Below are 21,864 nucleotides of genomic sequence, written 5' to 3'. Positions count from 1 at the left end.
GATCCACATCCAAGGGGCGCCTCCGGGATAGGCGCCGACCCCGGCTATATAGGCCGGCAACCGGTTAAAAAGAATCACCCATAGCCACGGCCCGCCGCACGCCAGGCCTTGGTATGGTCGATGAAGGCCTTGAGCCCGGCCGACGGCAGGCGCTGGCGGGGATAGTACAGCGCCAGGCCCGGCGAGGGCGGCGTCCAGTCGGCCAGCGCGCGGGCCAGGCGGCCCTCGGCCAGGTCGGCCGCCACGTCGCGCAGGCTGACATAAGCGATGCCGGCGCCGGCGCGGGCGGCGTTCAGGCACAGGGCATGGCTGCCCAGGGTCAGGCGGCCGGGAACGTCGATACGAATCTCCTCACCGCCGTGGGGGGCGAATTCCCAGCGGTAGATGGTGCCGCTGGGCAGGCGGGCGCGGATGCAGTCGTGGCGCAGCAGGTCGGCCGGCACGCGGGGCAGCCCGTGCGTCTGGAAATAGGCGGGCGTGGCCACGACGGCCCAGCCCTCCTCCTCCCCCAGCGGGATGGCCACCATATCCTCCGGCACCGTATCGGCGGCGCGGAAGCCGGCGTCGAAGCCGGAGGCGACGATGTCGATCATGCGCCCCTCGGCCACCAGATCGACCCGCATGTCCGGATAGCGGGTCATGAAATCCAGGATCAGGGGCAGCATGCGCGCGGCGGCCTCCTCCGAGGTATTGAGCCGCAGCAGGCCGGCAGGGGTGTCGCGGAAGCGGTTCACCGTTTCCACCGCGTCGGCGATCTCGCGCGTGGCCGGCATCACCCGCGCCAGGAAATGCTCCCCCGCCTCGGTCAGGGCCACGCTGCGGGTGGTGCGATTGAACAGGCGCACGCCCAGTTGCCGCTCCATGGCCGCGACCCGGTGGCTGAGCGACGAGGGGGAGGCGCCAATGGCCGCCGCCGCCGCGCGGAAGCTGCGATGTTCCGCCACCGCCGCCAGGGCCGCCAACTCCCGCAGCGTCAGATCCGTCACTGTACGAAATCCTTCATCAGTGCATGCAAGATTGCGCCGATTATCGCATCAATGGCGGCGCATTACATCAGCGGTCTCGACCCAGCTTCACGGAAGAAAAGAGACCATGAGCACCGCCAACCCCAGCACCTCGGCCAAGACCGTCCTGATCACCGGCTGTTCCTCCGGCTTCGGGGAGACCGCCGCCCGGCTGTTCGCCGCCCGCGGCTGGAACGTCATCGCCACCATGCGCGACCCGGCGCGCGATCCCGGCCTGGCCGCCCTGGACAATGTGCACGTCACCCGCCTGGACGTGCAGGACAACGACAGTATCGCCGCCGCCGTCGAGACCGGGCTGCGCCGCTTCGGCCGCATCGACACGCTGGTGAACAATGCCGGCTTCGGCCTGTTCGGCGTGTTCGAGGCCACGCCCGTGGCCAAGATAACAGAACAGTTCGAGGTCAACGTCTTCGGCGTCATGGACGTGACCCGGGCCGTGCTGCCCCATTTCCGCGCGAACGGCGCCGGCACCATCATCAACATCAGTTCCGGCGCGGGCGCCTTCGGCCTGCCCCTGATGTCGCTGTACTGCGCCAGCAAGTTCGCGCTGGAGGGCTACTCCGAGGCGCTGTCCTTCGAGCTGGCCAGCGTGGGCGTGACGGTGAAGCTGGTGGAGCCGGGCGGCGTGACCAGCACCAACTTCGGCCCGCGCAGCGGCACGGAAGCGGGCGCCCAGGCGGATCTCGCCGACTATCGCCCCTTCGTCGCCAAGCTGGACGCCTTCTTCGAGGGCTGGCGCAATTCCCTGGCCGGCACCACGCCGGACGGCGTGGCGGCGGTGATCTACACCGCCGCCACCGACGGCACCAACCAGCTGCGCTACGTGGCGACGGACGACATCAAGCCGCTGATCGCCGCCCGCCGCGAGACGTCGGAGGAGGCCTACATGGCCCTGATGCGTGAGCGTTTCATGCCGAAATAATGAATGGAGTGGCGGGCGGCCTCACACCCCGTGGCGCAGGCCGCCCAACCACATCTGGGTCAGGGCCCGGCAGACGCTTTCGGGCGACATGCTGGGGTCGTCCAGCGCCATCTCCACAGCGGCGTAGCCCGCGTCCACGGCGATGCGGGTGCGCAGGCGCAATTCGGCCGGGTCCATCTCGGGCAACAGCGGGCCCATGGCGCGGCAGATGCGGTCGGTGACCATCTCGTGCGAGGCCAGGCGGACGGCGGTCAGCGAGGGCACGGCGCGCAGCGCCCGCATGATCCACACCGCCCCCGGCATTTCGGCCGTGGCCTGGATGGTGGACAGCAGGAACTGGTAGTGGGCCCCCATCAGCTCTTCAAAACCGGCGGGCGCGCTGCGCTCCAACCACTCATAGAGGATGTCGTTCTGGGCCTCCATCAGGGTGCTGCCCAGGGCCGCCAGCAGATCGTACTTGTCCTTGAAATGCCGATAGAAGACGGGAGGTGTCACGCCGGCGCGGCTGGCCACCTGGTTGGTGGAGATGCGCTCGATCCCCACTTCGCCCAACAGCTCAGCCCCGGCCTGCATCAGCCGCATGCGCATGGCCGCCGCCCGGCCGGTCAGGGTGGTGCCCGAGGTCGGGCCGGAGGCGAGAGGGACGTCGGAGGCTCTGTCTGACACGGGTCACGGGGGATCGGCAAGGGGGTGGAAGAACGGCGCGGAGCCTACTGCGCCCCATGACTACCGCGTCCGGTACCGGAACGCCAAGGCCGATCGCGCCCCACCCTTCCCCGGATACCTACATCCATACGCAGGTATAGCCCGCCAGCCCCTGGATTCTACGTGCCGGAGTGATAGACTTCATAGACGGGAGATAAAAGGACTGGATGCGACATGAGCAGCGCCAGTGACAGTCCGACCGACGACGGGGAAATCGTCGGCGTCGACACCAGCGACCCCACGGTGGCCTGCCTGTCCATCGTCAGCTGGTCCATGGCCATCGCGGCCCTGGGCGCCATCGTGCTGCTAGCCCTGGTCCTGATGCTGCTGAACGTCTCGCAGTACGTCTTCCTGATGGTGTGGATCATCGGCGCGCCGTTCGCCGCCGCCGTCGCCGCCCTGGTGGTCCTGTTCATCCAGCTGAACCAGCGCCGCCAGCACGGCTGACGCCCGCCATCGATGGAACGTCAGCGCGGGCACAGGCCGTGCAGAAACAGGTGCACCACCTGCTGGACGTAGGTGTGGCGATAGGCGGCGTCGCCCAGACGGGCCGGGTTGATCTGGCCCTCGAACGAATATCCGGCCGTGACCATGCCAAAGAAGATGCGGGCGGCGGTGATGGGGTCATCCACCACGATCAGCCCCTGGTCCGCCGCCCGGCGCAGGTAGTTGGCCACCTTTTCGCGCGACTGGTCCGGCCCGGTGCGGAAAAAGCCTTCCAGCTGGTCGGGGAACAGCCGCCCCTCCGCCACCAGCACACGGTTCATGGCCATGACGTCGGGCTGCACCAGCGCCTCAAGGAGCGAGGTGCCGAACTGTGTCAGCACCTCCTCCGGCGGACCGCAGCTTTCGGCGATGTCGTTCATCAGCTGGCTGATGTGGCCGGTCACCACCTCCAGCACCGCCAGGAACAGCCCCTCCTTGCCGCCGAACAGTTCATAGAGGGTGGCGCGGGATCCGCCCGACAGGGCCACGATGTCGCCCAGGGTCGCACGCTCGAACCCCTTTTCCATGAAGACCTTCAGCGCGGCGTCCATCATGGCGATGCGTCGCGCCTCCGCCCGGCGGCCCAGCTTGGGGGCGGGCGCCGCATCGGCGGCCGGGGGCGCCTGGGTCGGCGCATCGGACATATCGGTCAAGGTGGGTAAGGGGGCGCGGGCGGGGATGGTCATCGTTTTTCATAGCTTAATCAAAGGCCCCGGTGACGCCCGTCACAGGACTGTACTGTATGATACAGTACGTAAATGTCATCAGGCAAGGGCGGGGCTTCCGTTCCTTGCACTCTTGCCTATCTTTTTCCCCGTTCTCTTACCACCCCCAGGTTGTCCCGGCTGAAACGCGTTTGGGCCGCAATCTGGACGGGGTGACGGGACGGGGCTGGCTTTCGGTGGAAGAGGCATTTGATGACGCTCACTATTCCTAGGGTGGCCTTGGTGGCGACGCTGTCGGTGGCGGCGATGGCGCTGGCCGGTTGCGGTGAGAAAAAGCAGGCGCCACCCCCGCAGGGGCCCATTTCAGTGGGCGTCGTCACCGTGACGCCGCAGCCCGTGACCCTGTCGACCGAGCTGACCGGCCGCACCTCGGCCTTTCGCGTGGCGGAGGTGCGTCCGCAGGTCAGCGGCGTCATCCTGAAGCGGCTGTTCACCGAGGGCGGCGAGGTCAAGGCCGGCCAGCAGCTGTACCAGATCGACCCCGCCCCCTATGAGGCGGCGCTGGCCAGCGCCAAGGCCAGCCTGGCCCAGGCGGAGGCCACCGTGAAGTCGGTCAAGGCCAAGGCCGAGCGCTACAGCGACCTGGTGACGGTCAACGCCGTATCCAAGCAGGACTACGACGACATCACGGCCAACCTGGCCACCGACCAGGCGGCGGTGGACGCCGCCCGGGCCCAGGTCAAGACGGCCCAGATCAACCTGGACTACACCCGCGTCTACTCCCCCATCAGCGGCCGCGTCGGCCGCTCCACCGTGACGGAAGGCGCCCTGGTCACCGCTGACCAGACCACCGCGCTGGCCACCGTGCAGCAGCTGGACCCGATGTACGTCGACGTCACCCAGTCCAGCGTCGACCTGATGCGCTTGCGGCAGGAGATCGCCGCCGGCCATGTGAAGGGCGCCACGGCGGGCGACGCGCCCATCAGCCTGCTGATCGACGGCCTGGGCGACAAGCCTTATGGCGAGCCCGGCCGCCTGCAGTTCGCCGACGTGACCGTGGACCAGACCACCGGCATGGTCACCCTGCGCGCCACCGTGCCCAACCCCAAGGCGGAACTTCTGCCGGGCCTGTTCGTGCGGGCGCGGGTGGAGGAGGGTGTACGCGACCAGGCCATGCTGGTGCCCCAGCAGGCCGTGGTGCGCGGCGGCGACGGCGGCACCACCGTCTGGGTGGTGGGCCCGGACAACAAGGCCACCATCCGCCCCGTTACCACCACCCAGGCCCAGGGTGACAAGTGGGTGGTGACCGGCGGCCTGAACGCCGGCGACCGCGTGGTGGTGGAGGGCCTGCAGCGCCTGCGCCCTGGCGCGGACGTCAAGGCGGACGAGGCCCAGCCCAAGGCGGCCGCCCCCGCCACCCCGCAGCCGCTGTAAGGCAGGGCCATCCCCATGTCCAAGTTCTTCATCGACAGGCCCGTGTTCGCCTGGGTCATCGCCATCGTCATCATGATGGCGGGCGCGCTGGCCATTTACACCCTGCCCATCGAGCAGTTCCCCCGCATCGCCCCGCCGTCGGTGGCCATCACCACCACGTATCCGGGCGCCTCGGCCAAGACGCTGGAAGACACGGTCACCCAGGTGATCGAGCAGAAGATGAACGGCATCGACCATCTGCGCTACATGTCCTCCACCAGCGACAGCTCGGGCAACGTCACCATCACCCTGACCTTCAACCCCGAGGCCGATCCCGACATCGCCCAGGTGCAGGTGCAGAACAAGCTGCAGCTGGCGACGCCGCTGCTGCCCACCGAGGTGCAGCAGCAGGGCGTGCAGGTCAGCAAGGCCACCAAGAACTTCCTGATGGTGCTGGCCTTCTATTCCCCCAGCGGCCAGCTGGGCGAAACGGAAATCGGCGACTTCGTCGCGTCCAACCTGCAGGACCCCATCAGCCGCGTCGATGGCGTGGGCGACATCACCCTGTTCGGGCCGCAGCACGCCATGCGCATCTGGCTGGACCCGAACAAGCTGGCCGCCGTGCAGATGACGGCGGCGGACGTGACCAGCGCCATCGGCGTGCAGAACAAGGCCATTTCCGCCGGCCAGGTGGGCGGCCTGCCCGCTGTGAAGGGCCAGCAGCTGAACGCCACCATCATCGCCCAGACCCGCCTGGAGACGCCGGAGGAGTTTTCCAACATCATCCTGCGCGTGAACCAGGACGGATCGCAGGTGCGCCTGCGCGATGTGGCGCGGGTGGAGCTGGGCAGCAACAACTATGAGGTCGCGGCCCGCTTCAACGGCCACCCGGCCGCCGGCCTGGCCATCAAGCTGACCACGGGGGCCAACGCCCTGCAGGTGGAAAAGGCCATCATCGCCAAGCTGGACGAAATGAAGCCCTTCTTCCCCGAGGGCCTGGAGGTCTCCTACCCCTACGACACGACGCCCTTCGTGCGCCTTTCCATCCATGACGTGGTCGAGACGCTGGCCGAGGCCGTCGTCCTGGTCTTCATCGTCATGTTCGTCTTCCTGCAAAGCTGGCGGGCCACGCTGATCCCCACCATCGCCGTCCCGGTGGTGTTGCTGGGCACCTTCGGCGTGCTGTCGGCCTGCGGCTTCAGCATCAACACCCTGACCATGTTCGCCATGGTGCTGGCCATCGGCCTGCTGGTCGACGACGCCATCGTGGTGGTGGAGAACGTTGAACGCGTGATGGCGGAAGAGGGGCTGTCCCCCCGCGAGGCCACGCGCAAGTCCATGGGCCAGATCACCGGCGCCCTGGTGGGCATCGCCATGGTGCTGTCGGCCGTGTTCGTGCCCATGGCCTTCTTCTCCGGCTCCACCGGCGCCATCTACCGCCAGTTCTCGCTGACCATCGTGTCGGCCATGGGCCTGTCGGTGCTGGTGGCCCTGATCCTGACCCCAGCCCTGTGCGCCACCCTGCTGAAGCCCGCCGCCCATCACGGCAGCGGCGCGGTGGAAAGCGGCCCCTTCGGCTGGTTCAACCGCGGCTTCAACCGCACCAGCGAGGCCTACGGCCGCGCCGTGGGCCATGTCAGCCGGCGCACGCTGCGCTATCTGCTGGTTTATGGCGTCATCGTCGTCGGCCTGGTGCTGCTGTTCGTGCGCTTGCCCACCGCCTTCCTGCCGGACGAGGACCAGGGCTTCCTGTTCGTCCAGGCCTCCACCCCGCCCGGCGCCACCGCCGAGCGCACGCTGGCCGCCGCCAAGGCCATGGAGAAGCACTTCCTGGAGGATGAGAAGGATAACGTGAAGGGCCTGTTCACGGTGGTGGGCTTCAGCTTCGCCGGCCGCGGCCAGAACTCCGCCTTCGCCTTCGTGAACCTGCGCAACTGGTCGGAGCGGTCCAAGCCGGAGCAGCGGGCCAGCGCCATCGCCCAACGCGCCATGATGAAGCTGGCGGCCTACCGCGACGCCTCGATCTACACCCTGACGCCGCCCGCCGTGCTGGAACTGGGCAACGCCACCGGCTTCGATTTCGAACTGGTGGACCGGGCCAGCCTGGGCCATGAGAAGCTGATGGCCGCGCGCAACCAGCTGCTGGGCATGGCGGCGCAGAACCCCATCCTGGCGCAAGTCCGCCCCAACGGGCTGGAGGATGTGCCGCAGCTGCGCGTCAAGGTCGACCAGACCAAGGCGGAAGCGCTGGGCCTGTCCATCAGCGACATCAACACCACGCTCAGCACCGCCTGGGGCTCGGCCTACGTCAACGACTTCATCGACAAGGGTCGCGTCAAGAAGGTCTACGCCCAGGCGGACGCGCCCTTCCGCATGCTGCCCGGCGACATCAACCGCTGGTACGTGCGCGGGTCGGCCAACCAGATGGTGCCCTTCTCCACCTTCACCAACGCCTATTGGGAATACGGCTCACCCCAGCTGGAGCGCTACAACGGCGTGTCGTCCCGCGATATCCAGGGCGTGCCCGCCCCCGGTCATACCACCGGCCAGGCCATGGCGGAGATGGAAAAGCTGGCGGCCAAGCTGCCGACGGGCTTCGGCTTCGAATGGACGGGCCTGTCGTATGAGGAACGGCTGGCCGGCTCGCAGGCCCCCGCCCTCTACGGCATTTCCCTGGCCATCGTCTTCCTCTGCCTGGCGGCCCTGTATGAAAGCTGGTCCATCCCCTTCGCCGTCATGCTGGTGGTGCCCCTGGGCGTCATCGGCGCGGTGCTGGCGGCGACACTGCGGGGCCTCAGCAACGACGTCTACTTCCAGGTGGGCCTGCTGACGACCATCGGGCTGGCCGCCAAGAACGCCATCCTGATCGTGGAGTTCGCCAAGGAACAGTACGAGGCCGGGCATGAGCTGATCGACGCGGTGACCATCGCCGCCAAGCAGCGCCTGCGCCCGATCCTGATGACGTCCTTCGCCTTCATCCTGGGCGTGCTGCCGCTGGCCGTGGCCAACGGCGCCGGCTCCGGCGGGCAGAACGCCATCGGCGTGGGCGTGATGGGCGGCATGCTGTCGGCCACCTTCCTCGCCATCTTCTTCGTTCCCGTCTTCTTCGTTTCGGTCCTCCGGCGCTTCGGCAAGCGGCCCGCCCCCGGCACCCCCGCCTCGGGCACGCCCGCTCCCGCCACCCCGGGGCACGACACCGCAGGACATCCGTGATGACCGTGTTTCCGACCCCCAAGCGCATCGCGGCCATCACCGCCCTGCTGCTGACCACCGTGTCCCTGGACGCCTGTTCCCTGGCGCCGGACTACACCCGGCCACAAAGCCCCGTGCCCAACGCCTGGCCCACCGGCCAGGCGTATGAACCGGCGGACGCGCCCGGCAAGCCCTCGCCCCTTCAGGGACCGGATAGCTGGAAGGCCGTGTTCCGCGGCCCCCGGCTGCAGGCCCTGATCGCCAAGTCGCTGGAGAACAACCGCGACCTGCGCGTGGCCCTGCTGAACATCGAGGTGGCGCGGGCGACATACCGCGTCCAGGACGCGGCCACCCTGCCCCAGCTGAACGTGAGCGGCAGCACCACCCGCGCCCGCACGCCCATCTCGGCCCTGGGCGCACAAGGGGCGGCCGCAGGCGCATCCGGGTCCAGCACCAAGGGCATCACCTACAATTCCAGCCAGGTCCAGGTGGGCGTCACCTCGTACGAGCTGGATCTGTTCGGCCGGGTGCACAGCCTGTCGCAGCAGGCGCTGGAACAGTATCTGGCGACGACGGAAGCCACGGCGGGCACCCGCCTGTCCCTGATCGCGGAGGTGGCCAACGCCTATCTGACCCTGGTGTCGGATCGCCAGCTGCTGACCCTGACGCAGGACACACTGAAGGCCCAGCAAGCAACGTATGACCGCAACAAGCGCATGTTCGACCGGGGCAGCAGCTCGGCCCTGGACCTGGCGCAGTCGCAGACGGCCGTGGACACCGCCCGCGCCAATCTGGAGCAGTACACCCGCCTGGTGGCCCAGGACCGCAACGCCCTGGAACTGCTGGTGGGCGCGCCGCTGAGCGAGGCGGAGATCGAGGGCGCCAGCCTGGACGACCAGGACGTGCTGAGTGACCTGCCCGCGGGCTTGCCGGCCGACCTGATGCTGCGCCGCCCGGACATCCGCCAGGCGGAACACACGCTAAAGGCCGCCAACGCCAACATCGGCGCCGCCCGGGCCGCCTTCTTCCCCCAGATCACGCTGACCGGCAGCTACGGCACCGCCAGCGCCGGCCTGACCGATCTGTTCGCGCCGGGCAGCAGCGCCTGGAGCTTCGGTCCCAGCATCAGCCTGCCCATCTTCGACAACGGGAAGAATCAGGCCAACCTGGATATCGCCAAGGCCAATCGCGACATCGACGTGGCCAGCTATGAGAAGGCGGTGCAGACCGCCTTCCGCGAGGTGTCGGACGCCCTGGCGGCGCGCGGCACCCTGGACCGCCAGCTGGCGGCCCAGACCTCGCTGGTGAAATCCAGCCAGCTGACCTACGACCTATCGACCAAGCGCTACGACCGCGGCATCGACAGCTTCCTGACCGTGCTGGACGCGCAGCGCAGCCTGTACAGCGCCCAGCAGACCCGCATCGCCGTGCAGCTGTCGCTGCTGGAAAACCGGGTCAGCCTGTTCAAGGTGCTGGGCGGGTCGGAGACCGCGCCGGCCGCCGAGTAGGCCCTGCGGGGCTATCCTCCTGCGCGGCGCGAAACGCCCGCAAAAGGAGGAGGCCCCCCATGTTCCCGACACGGATGACGCCCGGGGCTATTCGGCCGCCGCGAAATGCCAATTCGCCGGATGCCGCTGATGCCCCGGTTCAACCCTTCCCCGGCAATCATTACGCCATTACTCTACCCCTGGATGCCGGCGATGGGGCGCCGGCCGAACAGGCATGAGGTTGGGGAACAATGCTCGGGACCATTCTTTCTTATTCCGCGCAGACCGGCGAGGGCGTGATCAGTGGCGCCGACGGCCAGCGCTACACCTTCCACCGCAATGACTGGCGGTCGGAAGCGGAACCGGTGAACGGGCGCAAAGTCGACTTCGTGGGCGTCGACGGTGTCGCCCAGCAAATCTACGCCGTGGCGGCCCCGCCGATGGAAAAGAACAAGCTGGTGGCCTGCCTGCTGGCCTTCTTCCTGGGCACCTTCGGCATCCACAAATTCTACCTGGGCTACAATACCGCCGGCATCATCATGCTGCTGGTGTTCCTGTTCGGCTTCATCCTGCTGGGCATCCCCTCGGTCATCATCGGCCTGATCGCCTTCATCGAAGCCATCCTCTACATCGTGAAGTCGGATGAGGAGTTCGAGGCAGTGTACGTGCGCGGCAACCGCGCCTGGTTCTGACAGGGGGGGCGCCCGGCTGAGCCCGCGCGCCCCGTTCCGGACTCACGCCGCCTGGCGCGCCTTGATGTAGTCCTGGATGACCAGGGACAGCACGTCCAGCGGCATGCTGCCGGAGGACAGACCGGCGTGGTGGAACTCGCGGATGTCGAACTTCGGCCCCAGTTCCTTTTTCGCCTGGTCGCGCAGGCGCACCCACATGGTATGACCGATCTTGTAGCTGCAGGCCTGGCCCGGCCAGGCGCAGTAGCGGTCGGTCTCCCGCGTCATGGCGCTTTCGGTATCGCCCGTGAGCTCGACCATGTATTTGACCGCCTGCTCCCGCGTCCACCGCTTGTGGTGCATGCCGGTGTCGATGACGCAGCGGCCGGCGCGGAACAGCAGGAACTTCAGGTAGCCGATGCGGCCCATGGGTTCCTTCTCATACATGCCCATCTCATCGGCCAGCTGCTCGGCATACAGGGCCCAGCCCTCGCCGTAGCCGGAGAAGAACATGTTGGAGCGGTAGCGGGGAATGCCCGCCGTCTCCTGCGCCAGGGCCACCTGCAGGTGATGGCCGGGGATGCCCTCATGGTAAAGGGTGGAGGGCAGCGCCCATTTGGGCCATTCGCCGGTGTCGTGCAGATTGAAGTAGATGGTGGCCGGGCGCTTGCCGTCCAGCGAGGGCGACTGGTAATAGGCCAGCGGCGCGCCGGCGTCGATCTGTGCCGGCACCGGCTTCACCTCCGCCTTGGCCTTGGGCAGGGTGGAGAAGTATTGGGGCAGGTGGCTGACCACGTCGGCCAGGCGCACGCCCAGGTCGGCGATCAGCTGGGCCTTGCCTTCCTCCGTCTTCGGGTAGAAGGAGGCGGGGTCCTGGTACAGCGCCTTGATGCGCTGGCCCACCGTACCCTTTGTCAGACCCTGCGCCTTCAGCACGGCGTCCAGGCGGGCGCTGATCTCCCGGCCCTGGTCCAGGCCGATCCTGTGCACCTCGTCCGGCGACAGGGTGGTGGTGGTGTTGGCGCGCAGGCCATCGACATACCAGGCGTCGCCGTCCTTGACGTGCCAGACGCCGGCGTCGTGCGTCGCCTGCCTGCGCGCAGCCTCCACCGCCGCGATCTGACGGTCCAGGGCGGGCAGCACCTTCGATGTGTAGATGCCGGCGGCGCGGGCGGCCCAGTCGCCCTCGATGCCCTTGGCCTTGGCGCGCTTGGCAACGGATGACACCAGGTCCGACCTGTCCGCATCGACGCGCAGAGCGCGCATCTGGGTCAAGGTCGTGTCCAGCAGGAAGTCCGGCGCCACCACGCCGACGCCCCGGTCACGGTCCAGACGCTCAGTATCCTGGTCCAGCGCGGTGGCGAAGGCCCCCAGCCGCGAAAGATAGGCCTCGGCATCGTCCTGGGTGGCGATGGGGTGCTTGGTGTCCAGGAAGGTGGGGGTGGACTGGTAGCAGCCGGTCAGCTGGCTGATGGCATAGGGGGAGCGTTCGCCCGGCCGGCCGAAATCGAAGCGCTTGTAGGTTTCCAGCCGATTGGACAGGACGTAGGCGACGCAATCGTAGTTCACGGCGTCGATGCCGCTCAGGCTGCGGCGGTCGATGCCCGCCAGGCGGCGCATCTGGCTGGCGGCGGCCTCACGCTCCGCCGCCTGGCCGGCGGCCGAGCGGTCGCCCAGCCGGCTGCGCAGTCCCGCCAGGTCACCCGTGTCCAGGCCCAGGTTGGTCGCGGCCTCGGGCCGGCGCCGCAGATCCTCCTGGAAAAAGGTTTCCAGCAGGGCCGTCAGCGAAGCGCCGGCGCCGGAGGGGGCGGAATTCTGCGCCCATGCGGGCAGCGCGGCGGACAAGGCGACGGCGGCGGAACTGCCGGCCAGGAACTGGCGACGATTGACCATGGAACTCTCCCAACTCGTATGCCCCTGTTTTGGGGAGAGTATGCGTAAATTTTTGATGGATGAAAGCCGGGCCCCGCCATCAAACAGGCTGCCCGTCCGTTCTGCGGCCGGCCGGCCGGCTGCATCTATTGTAAATTGTTTGCCTGCCGGCCCACTACCACCGCTGGCGTCAGCCGCCGTCCGGCATGGTGTCGAATCGGCCCGGCGGCCGCCCCTCCGAGGCCTGCGCCGGGCATCAGCCGTCATAGCCTTGAAACCATTCGCGGCTAAGCCTGGGCCCGAATTTTCAAGGACGCCATTCCCATGCCTTTGCCCCGTCTGCTGCCCCTGACCATCGCCGTCCTGGGCCTCACCGCCTGCGCCACCAAGGCGCCGGAGAGCGTCGTCGCCATGAACCAGATCCAGGTCATTGGCACCCACAACAGCTATCAGGCCGGGATCGCCCCCAACGAGGCGGTGTTGTGGAAGAAAAACCATCCAGAGCAGTACGCCGCCCTGGATTACCGCCACCAACCCCTGGCGGCGCAGCTGTCGGCCGGGGTGCGCCAGGTGGAACTGGACGTCTACGCCGACAGCAAGGGCGGGCTTTACGCCCACCCCGCCGGGCCCAGCCTGGTGGCGAAGGCCGGTCTGCCGGCGGACCCGCCGTTCGACCCCGACCACGTCATGGACAAGCCGGGCTTCAAGGTCATGCACATGGAGGATGTGGACTACCGCAGCACCTGCCAGCCCTTCACCGCGTGTCTGGCCGACATCCGCGCCTGGTCGCAGGCCCATCCCGGCCATGTTCCCATCTTCATCCTGATCGAGACCAAGGAGGAGGCGCTGACCCTGCCCTTCCCCACCGTGACGCCGGAGGCGCTGACACAGGCCAGCCTGGACGCCCTGGACCGGGAGATCCTCTCGGTGTTCAAGGCGGATGAGATCATCACCCCCGATGGGGTGCGGGGCGATGCCGCCACCCTGAACACCGCCATCCGGACGCGCGGCTGGCCCAGCCTGGAAGCGGCGCGGGGCAAGGTTGTCTTCCTGCTGGACCAGAAGAAGATCACCGCCCGCTACCTGGAGGGCCATCCCGGCCTGAAGGGTCGCGTCGCCTTCACCAACGCCCAGCCCGGTGACGCCGACGCCGCCTTCATCGAGATGAACGATGGCCCGGGCGACGCCATCACCGCCCTGGTGCGCCAGGGATACCTGGTCCGCACCCGGTCCGATGCCGACACCAAGGAGGCGCGGGCCAACGACACCCGCCGCCGCGACATGGCGCTGGGCAGCGGGGCGCAGATCATCAGCACGGACTATCCGGCCTCGGAACCGGCCGGCACCGGTTTCGCCGTCAGCCTGCCGGGTGGGGTCGCCGCACGCTGCAACCCGGTGACGGCGGGTGATGGCTGCGGGATGGGGCCGCTGGACCAGTAGGGACTGGAGGCCGCTTGCCAGGGGCTGAAACCCTTCTCTATTCTTCCACGCACAATAAACGTTGGAAGCGGCAGGCCATGAAGAAGACGAGCAGATGGGCGGCGTTGGCATTGGGCACGGCGCTGAGCCTTCCCCTGGGAAGTGCCGCCAGCGCGGCGGAGGCCGCGAAGCAGGAAGGTATCAAGGTCGATCTGACCCGGCCCGACTGGGTGGCCTTCCGCAACCTGTACCAGCAGCTGGTGCAGACCAACACCACGCTGTCGGCCGGCAGCTGCACGGCGGCGGCGCAGAACATCGCGAACCGGCTGGTCGCCATCGGCTTGAAGAAAAGCGATGTCCGCGTGCTGGTGCCGGATGGCCGGCCCAAGGACGGCGCGCTGGCGGCGGTGCTTCCCGGCACGGACAAGACGGCCAAGCCGCTTTTGCTGTTGGCCCACATCGATGTGGTGGAGGCCAAGCGCGAGGACTGGCAGCGCGATCCCTTCACCCTGGTGGAGGAGAACGGCTATTTCTATGGGCGCGGCAGCAGCGACGACAAGGCCATGGCCGCCGTCTTCGCCGACCTGCTGATCCGCCTGCGCCAGGAAGGCTTCCGGCCCAAGCGCGACATCAAGCTGGCGCTGACCTGCGGCGAGGAGACCAGCGACACCTTCGACGGCGTGGCCTACCTGCTGGCCCACAACCGCGACGCGCTGGACGCCGAATTCGCCCTGAACGAGGGGGCCGGCGGCAGGCTGGACAAGGACGGCAAGTACCTGGCCCTGGAAATCCAGGCGGGGGAGAAGGTCTACCAGGACTTCACGCTGGAGACGACCAACCCCGGCGGCCACAGCTCCCGGCCCAGCAAGGACAACGCCATCTATCACCTGGCGGCGGGCCTGAACCGGCTGGCGGCGTTTGATTTCCCGGTGGCGCTGAACCCGGTGACCAAAGCCTATTTCACCGCCCTGTCCCCGGTCATCGGTGGTGCGGTCGGTGCCGACCTGCTGGCCATCACCAAGGACAATCCCGACCCTGCGGCCATTGCGCGCGTCAGCCAGGATGCCGGCTGGAACAGCACCCTGCGCACCACATGCGTCGCCACCATGGTGAACGCCGGCCACGCGCCCAACGCCCTGCCTCAGCACGCCCAGGCCAATGTCAACTGCCGCATCCTGCCGGGCCAACCCCTGGAGGAAGTGCGCCAGACACTGGTCAAGGTGCTGGACGATCCCGCCATCAAGGTGACGGCGGTGGGTGAGCCCAGCCCCGTCTCCCCCCCGCCGGCCCTGACGCCCACGGTCCTGGACCCGGTGAAGGAGGTGGCGGCCAAGATGTGGCCGGGCGTGCCGGTGGTGCCCACCCAGTCCACCGGCGCCACCGACGGCCGCTTCCTGAACGCCGCCGGCATCGCCACCTACGGCCTCAGCGGCATGTTCCGCGACCCCGACGGCAGTGGGGTGCACGGCCTGAACGAACGCATCCGCGTCCGGTCGCTCTATGAGGGGCGGGAGTTCCTGTACGCGGTGGTGAAGAAGTACGCGGGGTGAGAAGAGCGGCCGGCCTTCCAACGCTCCCGTGGAAGGCCGGCCGCTCCGGGCCTTTACAGCCGGCCGTAGGAATCTTCCAGGCGGACGATGTCGTCCTCACCCAGATACGCACCGGACTGCACCTCGATCAGTTCCAGCGGCACGCGGCCGGGATTTTCCAAACGATGAACGCAGCCTAGCGGCAGGTGGACGGATTCATTCTCGCGTACCAGGATCTGTTCCCCGTCGCGGGTCACCAGAGCCGTGCCACTGACCACCACCCAGTGTTCCGCCCGGTGATAGTGCTTTTGCAGTGACAGCTTGCCACCCGGCTTCACCGACAGGCGCTTCACAGCATAGCGATGGCCATGCAGCAGGCCCTGGGTGCTACCCCAAGGCCGATGGACCTTGCGATGTTCCAGGTACTCGGTGCGCCTTTCCCGCTTCAACCCGTCAACCACGTGCTTGACGTCCTGAGCCCGATCGCGGTGCACCAGCAGCACGGCGTCATCGGTGGTCACGAGGATGACGTTGTCCACGCCGACCACGGCGGCGATGCGGCCGTCCTCGCACCGGACATAGGTGTCGCGGCTATCGACATGCATGACAGTACCGACAGCGGCATTGCCGTTGGCGTCCTTGTCACTGATGTCCCATAGGGCCGACCAGCTGCCGATATCGGTCCAGCCGATATCGGCGACCACCATGGCCGCCTTATCGGTCTTTTCCATCACGCCATAGTCGATCGATATATTAGGAGCCTGGCCGAACGCTTCGGCGCCCAGGCGCAGGAAATCATCGTCGCGCTTGGCCTGGTCCAGGGCCGCACGCACCGCCGCCAGCGTTTCGGGGGTGTGGCGCTCGAGTTCGGCGATCAGCAGGCCGGCCGGCATCATGAACATGCCGCTATTCCAATAATGATCCCCATCGGCCAGGAACCGCTCGGCCAGCGCCTGGTCCGGCTTCTCGGTGAAGGCGGCGACGGTGTAGGCGCCCACCACGCCGGCCAGTTGCTGGCCACGTCGGATATAGCCATATCCAGTTTCAGGATGCTGCGGTTTGATGCCGAAGGTGACCAAATAGCCCTGACGGGCCAGGGCGTGGGCGGCGTCGATAGCCTCCATGAAGGCGTCGCGGTCCAGGATGGCGTGATCCGCCGGCAGCAGCAGCAGGACGGCATCGGGGTCCTGGGCAATCGCGACCACGGCGGCAACAGCTGCTGCCGGCGTCGTGTTGCGACCCATCGGTTCCAGGATGATGGCCGACGGGGAAATCCCGATTTCCCGAAACTGCTCGGCAATAATAAAGCGATGATCCTCATTGCAGATGATAAGGGGGCCGTGAAAGATTTCAGGATCGGATACCCGCACGGCTGTATCTTGGATCAGGCTACGATCCCCATGGATGGGCTGCAACTGCTTGGGATACCGCTCCCGCGACATGGGCCACAGGCGCGAACCGACGCCACCGGATAAAAGAACAGGTTGAATCTTCAACAACGAGGCGTGCTCGCCCATCGAGATCAGAGGCTGATCAGTATTGGTCATTCTTGTGCTTTCCAATATCAAGCAATTAATAAATTTGACGTGAATGCCAGCTGCCTACGCAAAATAGACTCCTTTTGATCGGAACAGCGCGCGCCTCGGTAGCATACCGGCCTATTCCATTTAAAGATGATCATTATAGCGCCGACGATCGGGCCTTTCCGAGGATGCGACGCCAACTGCGCGACAGGTTACCGATTCGGCGAATTCCCGGGACCCGTATAGCAAGGGCGCGAACGCGGCTCGCCACGCGCCAGGTCAGCGACAACTCGAGGGCGCGCTTTTCCGCCGTGACGATATGCAGCTTGTCGGTCAGGTACCGGCATTCCTGGGACAGGCGTTCGCATTCTAGACTGACCCGGGCCATGTCGCTGGCATGGGCCGCCCGCTCGCGCTCCCTGTCCTGCTGAAGGTGGGCAATCCGTTCCTGTATCCGGGCAAACGCCGCCGCTTGGCTTTTGAGCGTGGCCTGGGCAATGGCCGTTTCCATATCCGGGGGCGCCAAGGTGGCAACCAACAGCTTCATGCCCTCGAGCCTTACGCTTCCATCAGCCAGCCATGCTTGCCAGTCGGCAATCAGCGCATCGAAAGGTTCGGCCTGCGCACTTCTCATTTCTGGCGCCATCGCCGATTGGGGCTGGGCATGCGCGCCGGCGCCTTGCGCGGAAATGACATGCGTCTTGTTCACCTCGTCCCCTCCGCCATAATTCCGCTTGCCGAACCGTGCCAAGCCCAAGACCTTGCCCGATATTGACCGAGCGCCCCCGCGTCCCTCAAGGATCAATTCTCGGGTTAACGATACCGCCCACAACATCGCCGTCCTGCGTTGTGAACCGACCCACGAGTCGGAGTGAAGGGCTGTTTGACAGAATCCGGCCACTGAGGTGATTGAATAGCCTGGATTGGAAGAACTTAATCAGATGAGTTCACTCGGCTCATCAGAAGGCGTTTCCGATGCGCCCCCCATATTGCAGGAATGATGGAGAAAGTCCGCGAGATTGCTTCCTTGCGTATTGACAGGGCGACCAGGCCATCATAGCGCTGCCAGATCTACCAGACGACCATACACACCGTTGCCGCATCAGGGGATTTTTCGATTGTACCGGAAGACATTTGCGAAAATCGTACGTCGAAATCGTCATCTGCACGCTGCTGCACGGCGACTGCGTGCATTGCTCCGGGGCACGACTCCGCATACGCCGGAATTGTCCCGCGACTATGCGCTGGTCGCGTCATCCCCACTGTTCGACAAATCCTGGTACCTGTCGGCCTATGCCGATGTCGCGGCGGCCAACCTTGACCCCCTGCGCCATTACCTTGAGCATGGCGCCCGGGAAGGGCGGCTACCAGGACCCAGCTTCGACGGTGGCCGGTATTTCGCGGCCAATCCGGATGTGGCGGCGGCGGGCATCAACCCCCTTGTGCACTATCTTCGGCATGGCATCGCCGAAGGGCGGGTGCTTGCTCCGCTGCCGACCAGCACGGCACACAGCCGGGGGGCGTCGGTTTACTGGTACCATATCGGTGACAGCATCGATTGGCTGAAAATCCACCAGCGCATTACGGGCGTGGGCCGGGTGTCGATCGAGTTGTTGTTCTCTTTCATCGACAACCCTGTCGCCACCACGGTCATACCCTGCGTCTTCGGCGAGTCCGAATCCGGTGTCGTCGCAGCAACGGCAGATGACGTTGAATTACTCGCGGACAGGATTGGCCGTGTCACAGGCAACCGGCCTCTGCTGGCGGCGACGGCGACAAAGAACAACCCGAAGTCGCCCACTGCTGGTGATCACATCTTCTTCACGGGCTTGGTTTGGACCCCACTCTACACGGAACGGTTCAGGCGCCTGCAATCCGAGGGTGTTGATTACAGCGTCCTGGTACATGACGTCATTCCCTTGGAAGAACCGGCACTGGTCGGCGCGGACTATCACAAAGCCTTCTCGGAATGGCTATCGACAGTCCTTACAGGCGCCAGTGTCGTTTACGTCTCCAGCGACTACACCCGGCAGAAAATCTTCCGTTTCGCCGTCTTGCGGAAGATCATGGTCAAACCGGCCATCATCGTGATCAAATTTGGCCTGCGAGCAATCGGCGCACAGGGCGGCAAGGATACGTCCCAAGACAGGGCAGGCCTGGCGGCGGTAGATCCGCGGGGCTTCGTGCTGTCTGTCGGTACCATCGATGAGCGCAAGAACCAAATCTTCCTGTGCCGTTTGTGGAGAAAGCTGGCCGACGCCCTGGGCGAGGAAGCTTTGCCCCAATTGGTTCTGGCTGGCCGCGATGATTTGAAGGTGGCTCAGGTCGATGACGTCGCCGCCATGGTGGCCACCGGGAAAATCCTTGTCCTAGAGAATATGGCAGACGCGCAGATCGGGGAACTATACCGGTGTTGCCTGTTCACCGCGTTTCCATCGACCTGCGAAGGGTACGGGCTGCCGGTGGCGGAGAGCCTGGCATATGGCAAGCTGTGCTTGTGCTCCGACCTACCCGAGATTCGGGCGCACGCGGGAGATTTCGCTTGGTATTTCCCGGCGTCGGACGTGGATGCGGCGTTCGCCCTGTTCACCAGCGCCCTTGGTGACCGGGTGGCCCTGCAAGCCGCGGAAGATTATATCCGCGACGCCTTCGTTGCCCCGCAGTGGCACGAGACCTTCATCGATATGCTGGACGGGGCCACGCGCGCGCTTCAGTCGCCGGTTGAACTCCCGGTGCCCACCGCCATCTCCTTCCCAGGCGCGCGTGAAATCGACGTGGCGATGACCCTTGCCAACGCCGCCCGGTACTGCACGGATCAGGAGCCAGAGGTTTCCATCCTGATCATCAACTGGAACGCGGCGACACTGACACTGGAATGCTTGCGCCAGATATGGTCGCAGACGGACGGCCATACCTATGAGATCATCATCGCCGACAATGGCAGCGCGCCGACCGACGTGGCCATGCTGCGCAATTTGGGGCCGGGCGTGCGCCTGCTGGAGTTGGGCACCAATCGTTACTTCGGTGAAGCCAACAACATCGCGGCTGAAGCCGCACGGGGCCGCTATGTCTGCCTGCTGAACAACGACGCCTTCGTCCAGCCGGACTGGCTCACCGCCCTGGTGGCCCCTTTCCAGGTGGACACGGCCGTCGGGGCGACCGGACCGCTGTTCCTCTATCCTGATGGCGTGGTCCAGGAAGCCGGTGGGATTATCGACGCAAACGGCTATCCCATCCGCTTGGGCAGGGGCGACAAGACCCTCTCACCGGAACTGCTCAAGCCGAAGTTCGTCAATTACATCTCGGCCGCGGCGCTGATGATTCCGCGCGATCTCTTCATGGAAGTTGGCGGATTCGACCTCGCCTATGAACCCGCTTATTACGAAGACACCGATCTGTGCATGAAGATTCAGGCAATGGGTTATAAAGTGCTTTACTGCCCAGACGCCCAGGTCATCCATATCGAAGGGGCGGCCGCCAATGGCGATACGGCCGCCGAAACGCGCCGTATAGCCTTGGGCGACTTGAACCGCGATAAATTCCTCGCTCGGTGGGGTAGATATCTGAAGACCCGCCGCCAGTCGCACCTGACACCCGTGCGCCACCAATTCCTGCCGTCCGCCCCCCCTGTGCCGGCACTGGCGACGGTGGCGACACGGCCCAAGGCTGCGGTCTTCACCCCTTATGAACTGACCCCTGGCGGTGGCGAGCGGTTCCTGCTGACACTGGCGATGACGTTGAGCGAACAATACGCTGTCACGGTGGTCACGCCGTGGCGGTACAGTCGGCTGCGGCTGCGCAACCTGGGTTGCGAGTTCAATCTGGACCTGTCGCGCCTGGACGTCATGACCGAGGCGGAGTTCCAGGAAGCGGACCAACCTGATCTGATGGTCACGCTGGGCAACCATATCATCCCCACGGCCCCCGCGCGCGGCAAGGCCAACATTTATATCTGCCAATTCCCCTTTCCGATGCATCGGCCGGTGGGACCGACCGACCGGGAGGTATTCGCCGGATATCAGAAGATCGTCGTCTATTCCAACTACACCAAGTCCCACATCTTCGCCAACCTGAGCGCTTATCAATTACCTGACCGCCCGGTCGAGGTGCTCTATCCCCCCGTCCCGCTATTCCAGGCGCGCACCACCGCCAAGAAGCGCACGATTCTGACGGTCGGACGTTACTTCGTCGGTGGCCACTCCAAGCGCCATGATGTGCTGATCAACGTCTTCAAGAAGATCGCCCCCCAGTTCAGCGAGCCGGTGGAGTTGCATGTCGCCGGTTCGTCGATGCCAGGGGCCGCGCATATGGACTATCTGGCCCAGTTGCGGGCAGCCGCGGTGGGCCATCCCATCCATATTCACGTCAACGTGTCGGCGGAAGCGCTGCAGGACCTTTATCACAACGCCACCGTCTATTGGCACGGGACAGGCATCGGCGCCGACCTTATCCAAGAACCGGGAAAGGCCGAGCATTTCGGCATCACCGTGGTCGAGGCCATGTCGGCGGGTGTCGTCCCCTTTGCGCTGAACTCTGCGGGACCGCGGGAAATCATCACCGATGGCGAGACCGGCTTTCTTTACGATACCACCAAGACGCTGGCGGAGAAGACACTTACGCTATTCTCCCAATCCAATGCCGAGCAGCTTTTGCGAATAGGGGCGGCGGCCAATGCACGGGCGCAGGCTTTCTCGCAGCAGGTTTTCGTCGAGAACGTCAAGAAATTGGTGAGCAGCGTCATCTCACCGTGACGCGCAGACCTATACCGCCAGCCGTTACTACGGCTCGGGGCCAAAGCGGTATCCGCCTGGGACGCTGGGGAAGATGCAAGCCGGGGCGGCCATTGATGGCCGCCCCCCTTCTGGGGCCTGGAACCGGAAGCCATGGTCGTTTAGGCGAGACATCCGATGACCATGGTGATACTGGCTAGGGGCGTGGGGACGCGGACGTCGAAG

Annotated in this window: 15 protein-coding genes; 9 read left to right on the top strand and 6 right to left on the bottom strand. The window is 66.0% G+C overall.

Annotated elements, in window-relative coordinates; genetic code table 11:
• Positions 1 to 74 precede the first annotated feature (74 nt).
• Entirely contained in the window at positions 75 to 986 is a 912-nt protein-coding gene (locus FBZ88_RS13770; RefSeq protein WP_211102652.1) for a LysR family transcriptional regulator, read from the bottom strand.
• Between the two features lie 106 nt (positions 987 to 1,092).
• On the opposite strand from FBZ88_RS13770, the gene FBZ88_RS13765 reads away from it, so the two are divergent.
• Positions 1,093 to 1,947 carry an SDR family oxidoreductase gene (locus FBZ88_RS13765; protein WP_145617581.1) on the top strand — a complete coding sequence of 285 codons (855 nt, stop codon included), beginning with the start codon at positions 1,093 to 1,095 and terminating at the stop codon, positions 1,945 to 1,947.
• A gap of 21 nt (positions 1,948 to 1,968) precedes the next feature.
• Here FBZ88_RS13765 and FBZ88_RS13760 read toward each other — a convergent pair whose 3' ends face one another.
• The gene (locus tag FBZ88_RS13760) at positions 1,969 to 2,613 is read right to left on the bottom strand and encodes a TetR/AcrR family transcriptional regulator (RefSeq protein WP_145617580.1); all 645 of its coding nucleotides are present in this window, start codon (positions 2,611 to 2,613) and stop codon (positions 1,969 to 1,971) included.
• 213 nt (positions 2,614 to 2,826) lie between these two features.
• Here FBZ88_RS13760 and FBZ88_RS13755 point away from each other — a divergent pair, with 213 nt between their 5' ends.
• Positions 2,827 to 3,099 (top strand): hypothetical protein, encoded by a 273-nt coding sequence (locus FBZ88_RS13755; RefSeq protein WP_145617579.1) that lies wholly within the window; start codon positions 2,827 to 2,829, stop codon positions 3,097 to 3,099.
• A 20-nt stretch (positions 3,100 to 3,119) separates the two neighbouring features.
• On the opposite strand, the gene FBZ88_RS13750 is transcribed toward FBZ88_RS13755, so the two are convergent.
• Positions 3,120 to 3,824, bottom strand: a complete 705-nt coding sequence (locus FBZ88_RS13750; protein ID WP_145617578.1) for a TetR/AcrR family transcriptional regulator — start codon at positions 3,822 to 3,824, stop codon at positions 3,120 to 3,122.
• A gap of 231 nt (positions 3,825 to 4,055) precedes the next feature.
• Here FBZ88_RS13750 and FBZ88_RS13745 point away from each other — a divergent pair, with 231 nt between their 5' ends.
• The 4 genes from FBZ88_RS13745 (at position 4,056) to FBZ88_RS13730 (ending at position 10,587) form a co-directional block, all read left to right on the top strand.
• Positions 4,056 to 5,237 (top strand): efflux RND transporter periplasmic adaptor subunit, encoded by a 1,182-nt coding sequence (locus tag FBZ88_RS13745; protein ID WP_145617577.1) that lies wholly within the window; start codon positions 4,056 to 4,058, stop codon positions 5,235 to 5,237.
• Positions 5,238 to 5,252: 15 nt separating this feature from the next.
• Positions 5,253 to 8,429 (top strand): efflux RND transporter permease subunit, encoded by a 3,177-nt coding sequence (locus FBZ88_RS13740; protein ID WP_145617575.1) that lies wholly within the window; start codon positions 5,253 to 5,255, stop codon positions 8,427 to 8,429.
• Positions 8,429 to 9,916: an efflux transporter outer membrane subunit gene (locus tag FBZ88_RS13735; protein WP_145617574.1), complete on the top strand. Its 1,488-nt coding sequence runs from the start codon at positions 8,429 to 8,431 to the stop codon at positions 9,914 to 9,916. The genes FBZ88_RS13740 and FBZ88_RS13735 overlap by 1 nt, the downstream gene beginning before the upstream one ends.
• A 230-nt stretch (positions 9,917 to 10,146) precedes the next feature.
• The gene (locus FBZ88_RS13730; RefSeq protein ID WP_145617573.1) at positions 10,147 to 10,587 is read left to right on the top strand and encodes a TM2 domain-containing protein; all 441 of its coding nucleotides are present in this window, start codon (positions 10,147 to 10,149) and stop codon (positions 10,585 to 10,587) included.
• Between the two features lie 42 nt (positions 10,588 to 10,629).
• On the opposite strand, the gene FBZ88_RS13725 is transcribed toward FBZ88_RS13730, so the two are convergent.
• Positions 10,630 to 12,459: a DUF885 domain-containing protein gene (locus tag FBZ88_RS13725; RefSeq protein ID WP_145617572.1), complete on the bottom strand. Its 1,830-nt coding sequence runs from the start codon at positions 12,457 to 12,459 to the stop codon at positions 10,630 to 10,632.
• Positions 12,460 to 12,762: 303 nt separating this feature from the next.
• On the opposite strand from FBZ88_RS13725, the gene FBZ88_RS13720 reads away from it, so the two are divergent.
• Both FBZ88_RS13720 and FBZ88_RS13715 read left to right on the top strand, forming a co-directional pair.
• Entirely contained in the window at positions 12,763 to 13,878 is a 1,116-nt protein-coding gene (locus FBZ88_RS13720) for a phosphatidylinositol-specific phospholipase C1-like protein (protein ID WP_145617571.1), read from the top strand.
• Between the two features lie 77 nt (positions 13,879 to 13,955).
• On the top strand, positions 13,956 to 15,407 hold the full coding sequence (locus tag FBZ88_RS13715) for a M20/M25/M40 family metallo-hydrolase (protein WP_145617569.1): 1,452 nt from the start codon (positions 13,956 to 13,958) through the stop codon (positions 15,405 to 15,407).
• A 53-nt stretch (positions 15,408 to 15,460) separates the two neighbouring features.
• Here FBZ88_RS13715 and FBZ88_RS13710 read toward each other — a convergent pair whose 3' ends face one another.
• On the bottom strand, positions 15,461 to 16,903 hold the full coding sequence (locus FBZ88_RS13710; RefSeq protein ID WP_186464406.1) for a mannose-1-phosphate guanylyltransferase/mannose-6-phosphate isomerase: 1,443 nt from the start codon (positions 16,901 to 16,903) through the stop codon (positions 15,461 to 15,463).
• Between the two features lie 163 nt (positions 16,904 to 17,066).
• Positions 17,067 to 17,618 carry a hypothetical protein gene (locus FBZ88_RS13705; protein WP_145617568.1) on the bottom strand — a complete coding sequence of 184 codons (552 nt, stop codon included), beginning with the start codon at positions 17,616 to 17,618 and terminating at the stop codon, positions 17,067 to 17,069.
• Between the two features lie 409 nt (positions 17,619 to 18,027).
• On the opposite strand from FBZ88_RS13705, the gene FBZ88_RS13700 reads away from it, so the two are divergent.
• Positions 18,028 to 21,660: a glycosyltransferase gene (locus FBZ88_RS13700; RefSeq protein ID WP_145617567.1), complete on the top strand. Its 3,633-nt coding sequence runs from the start codon at positions 18,028 to 18,030 to the stop codon at positions 21,658 to 21,660.
• Positions 21,661 to 21,864 lie beyond the last annotated feature (204 nt).

The organism is Nitrospirillum bahiense, assembly GCF_007828025.1.
Classification (GTDB): domain Bacteria; phylum Pseudomonadota; class Alphaproteobacteria; order Azospirillales; family Azospirillaceae; genus Nitrospirillum; species Nitrospirillum amazonense.
The sequence above is the reverse complement of the archived record's forward strand: the minus strand, read 5'-3'. Positions and strand labels throughout refer to the sequence as shown.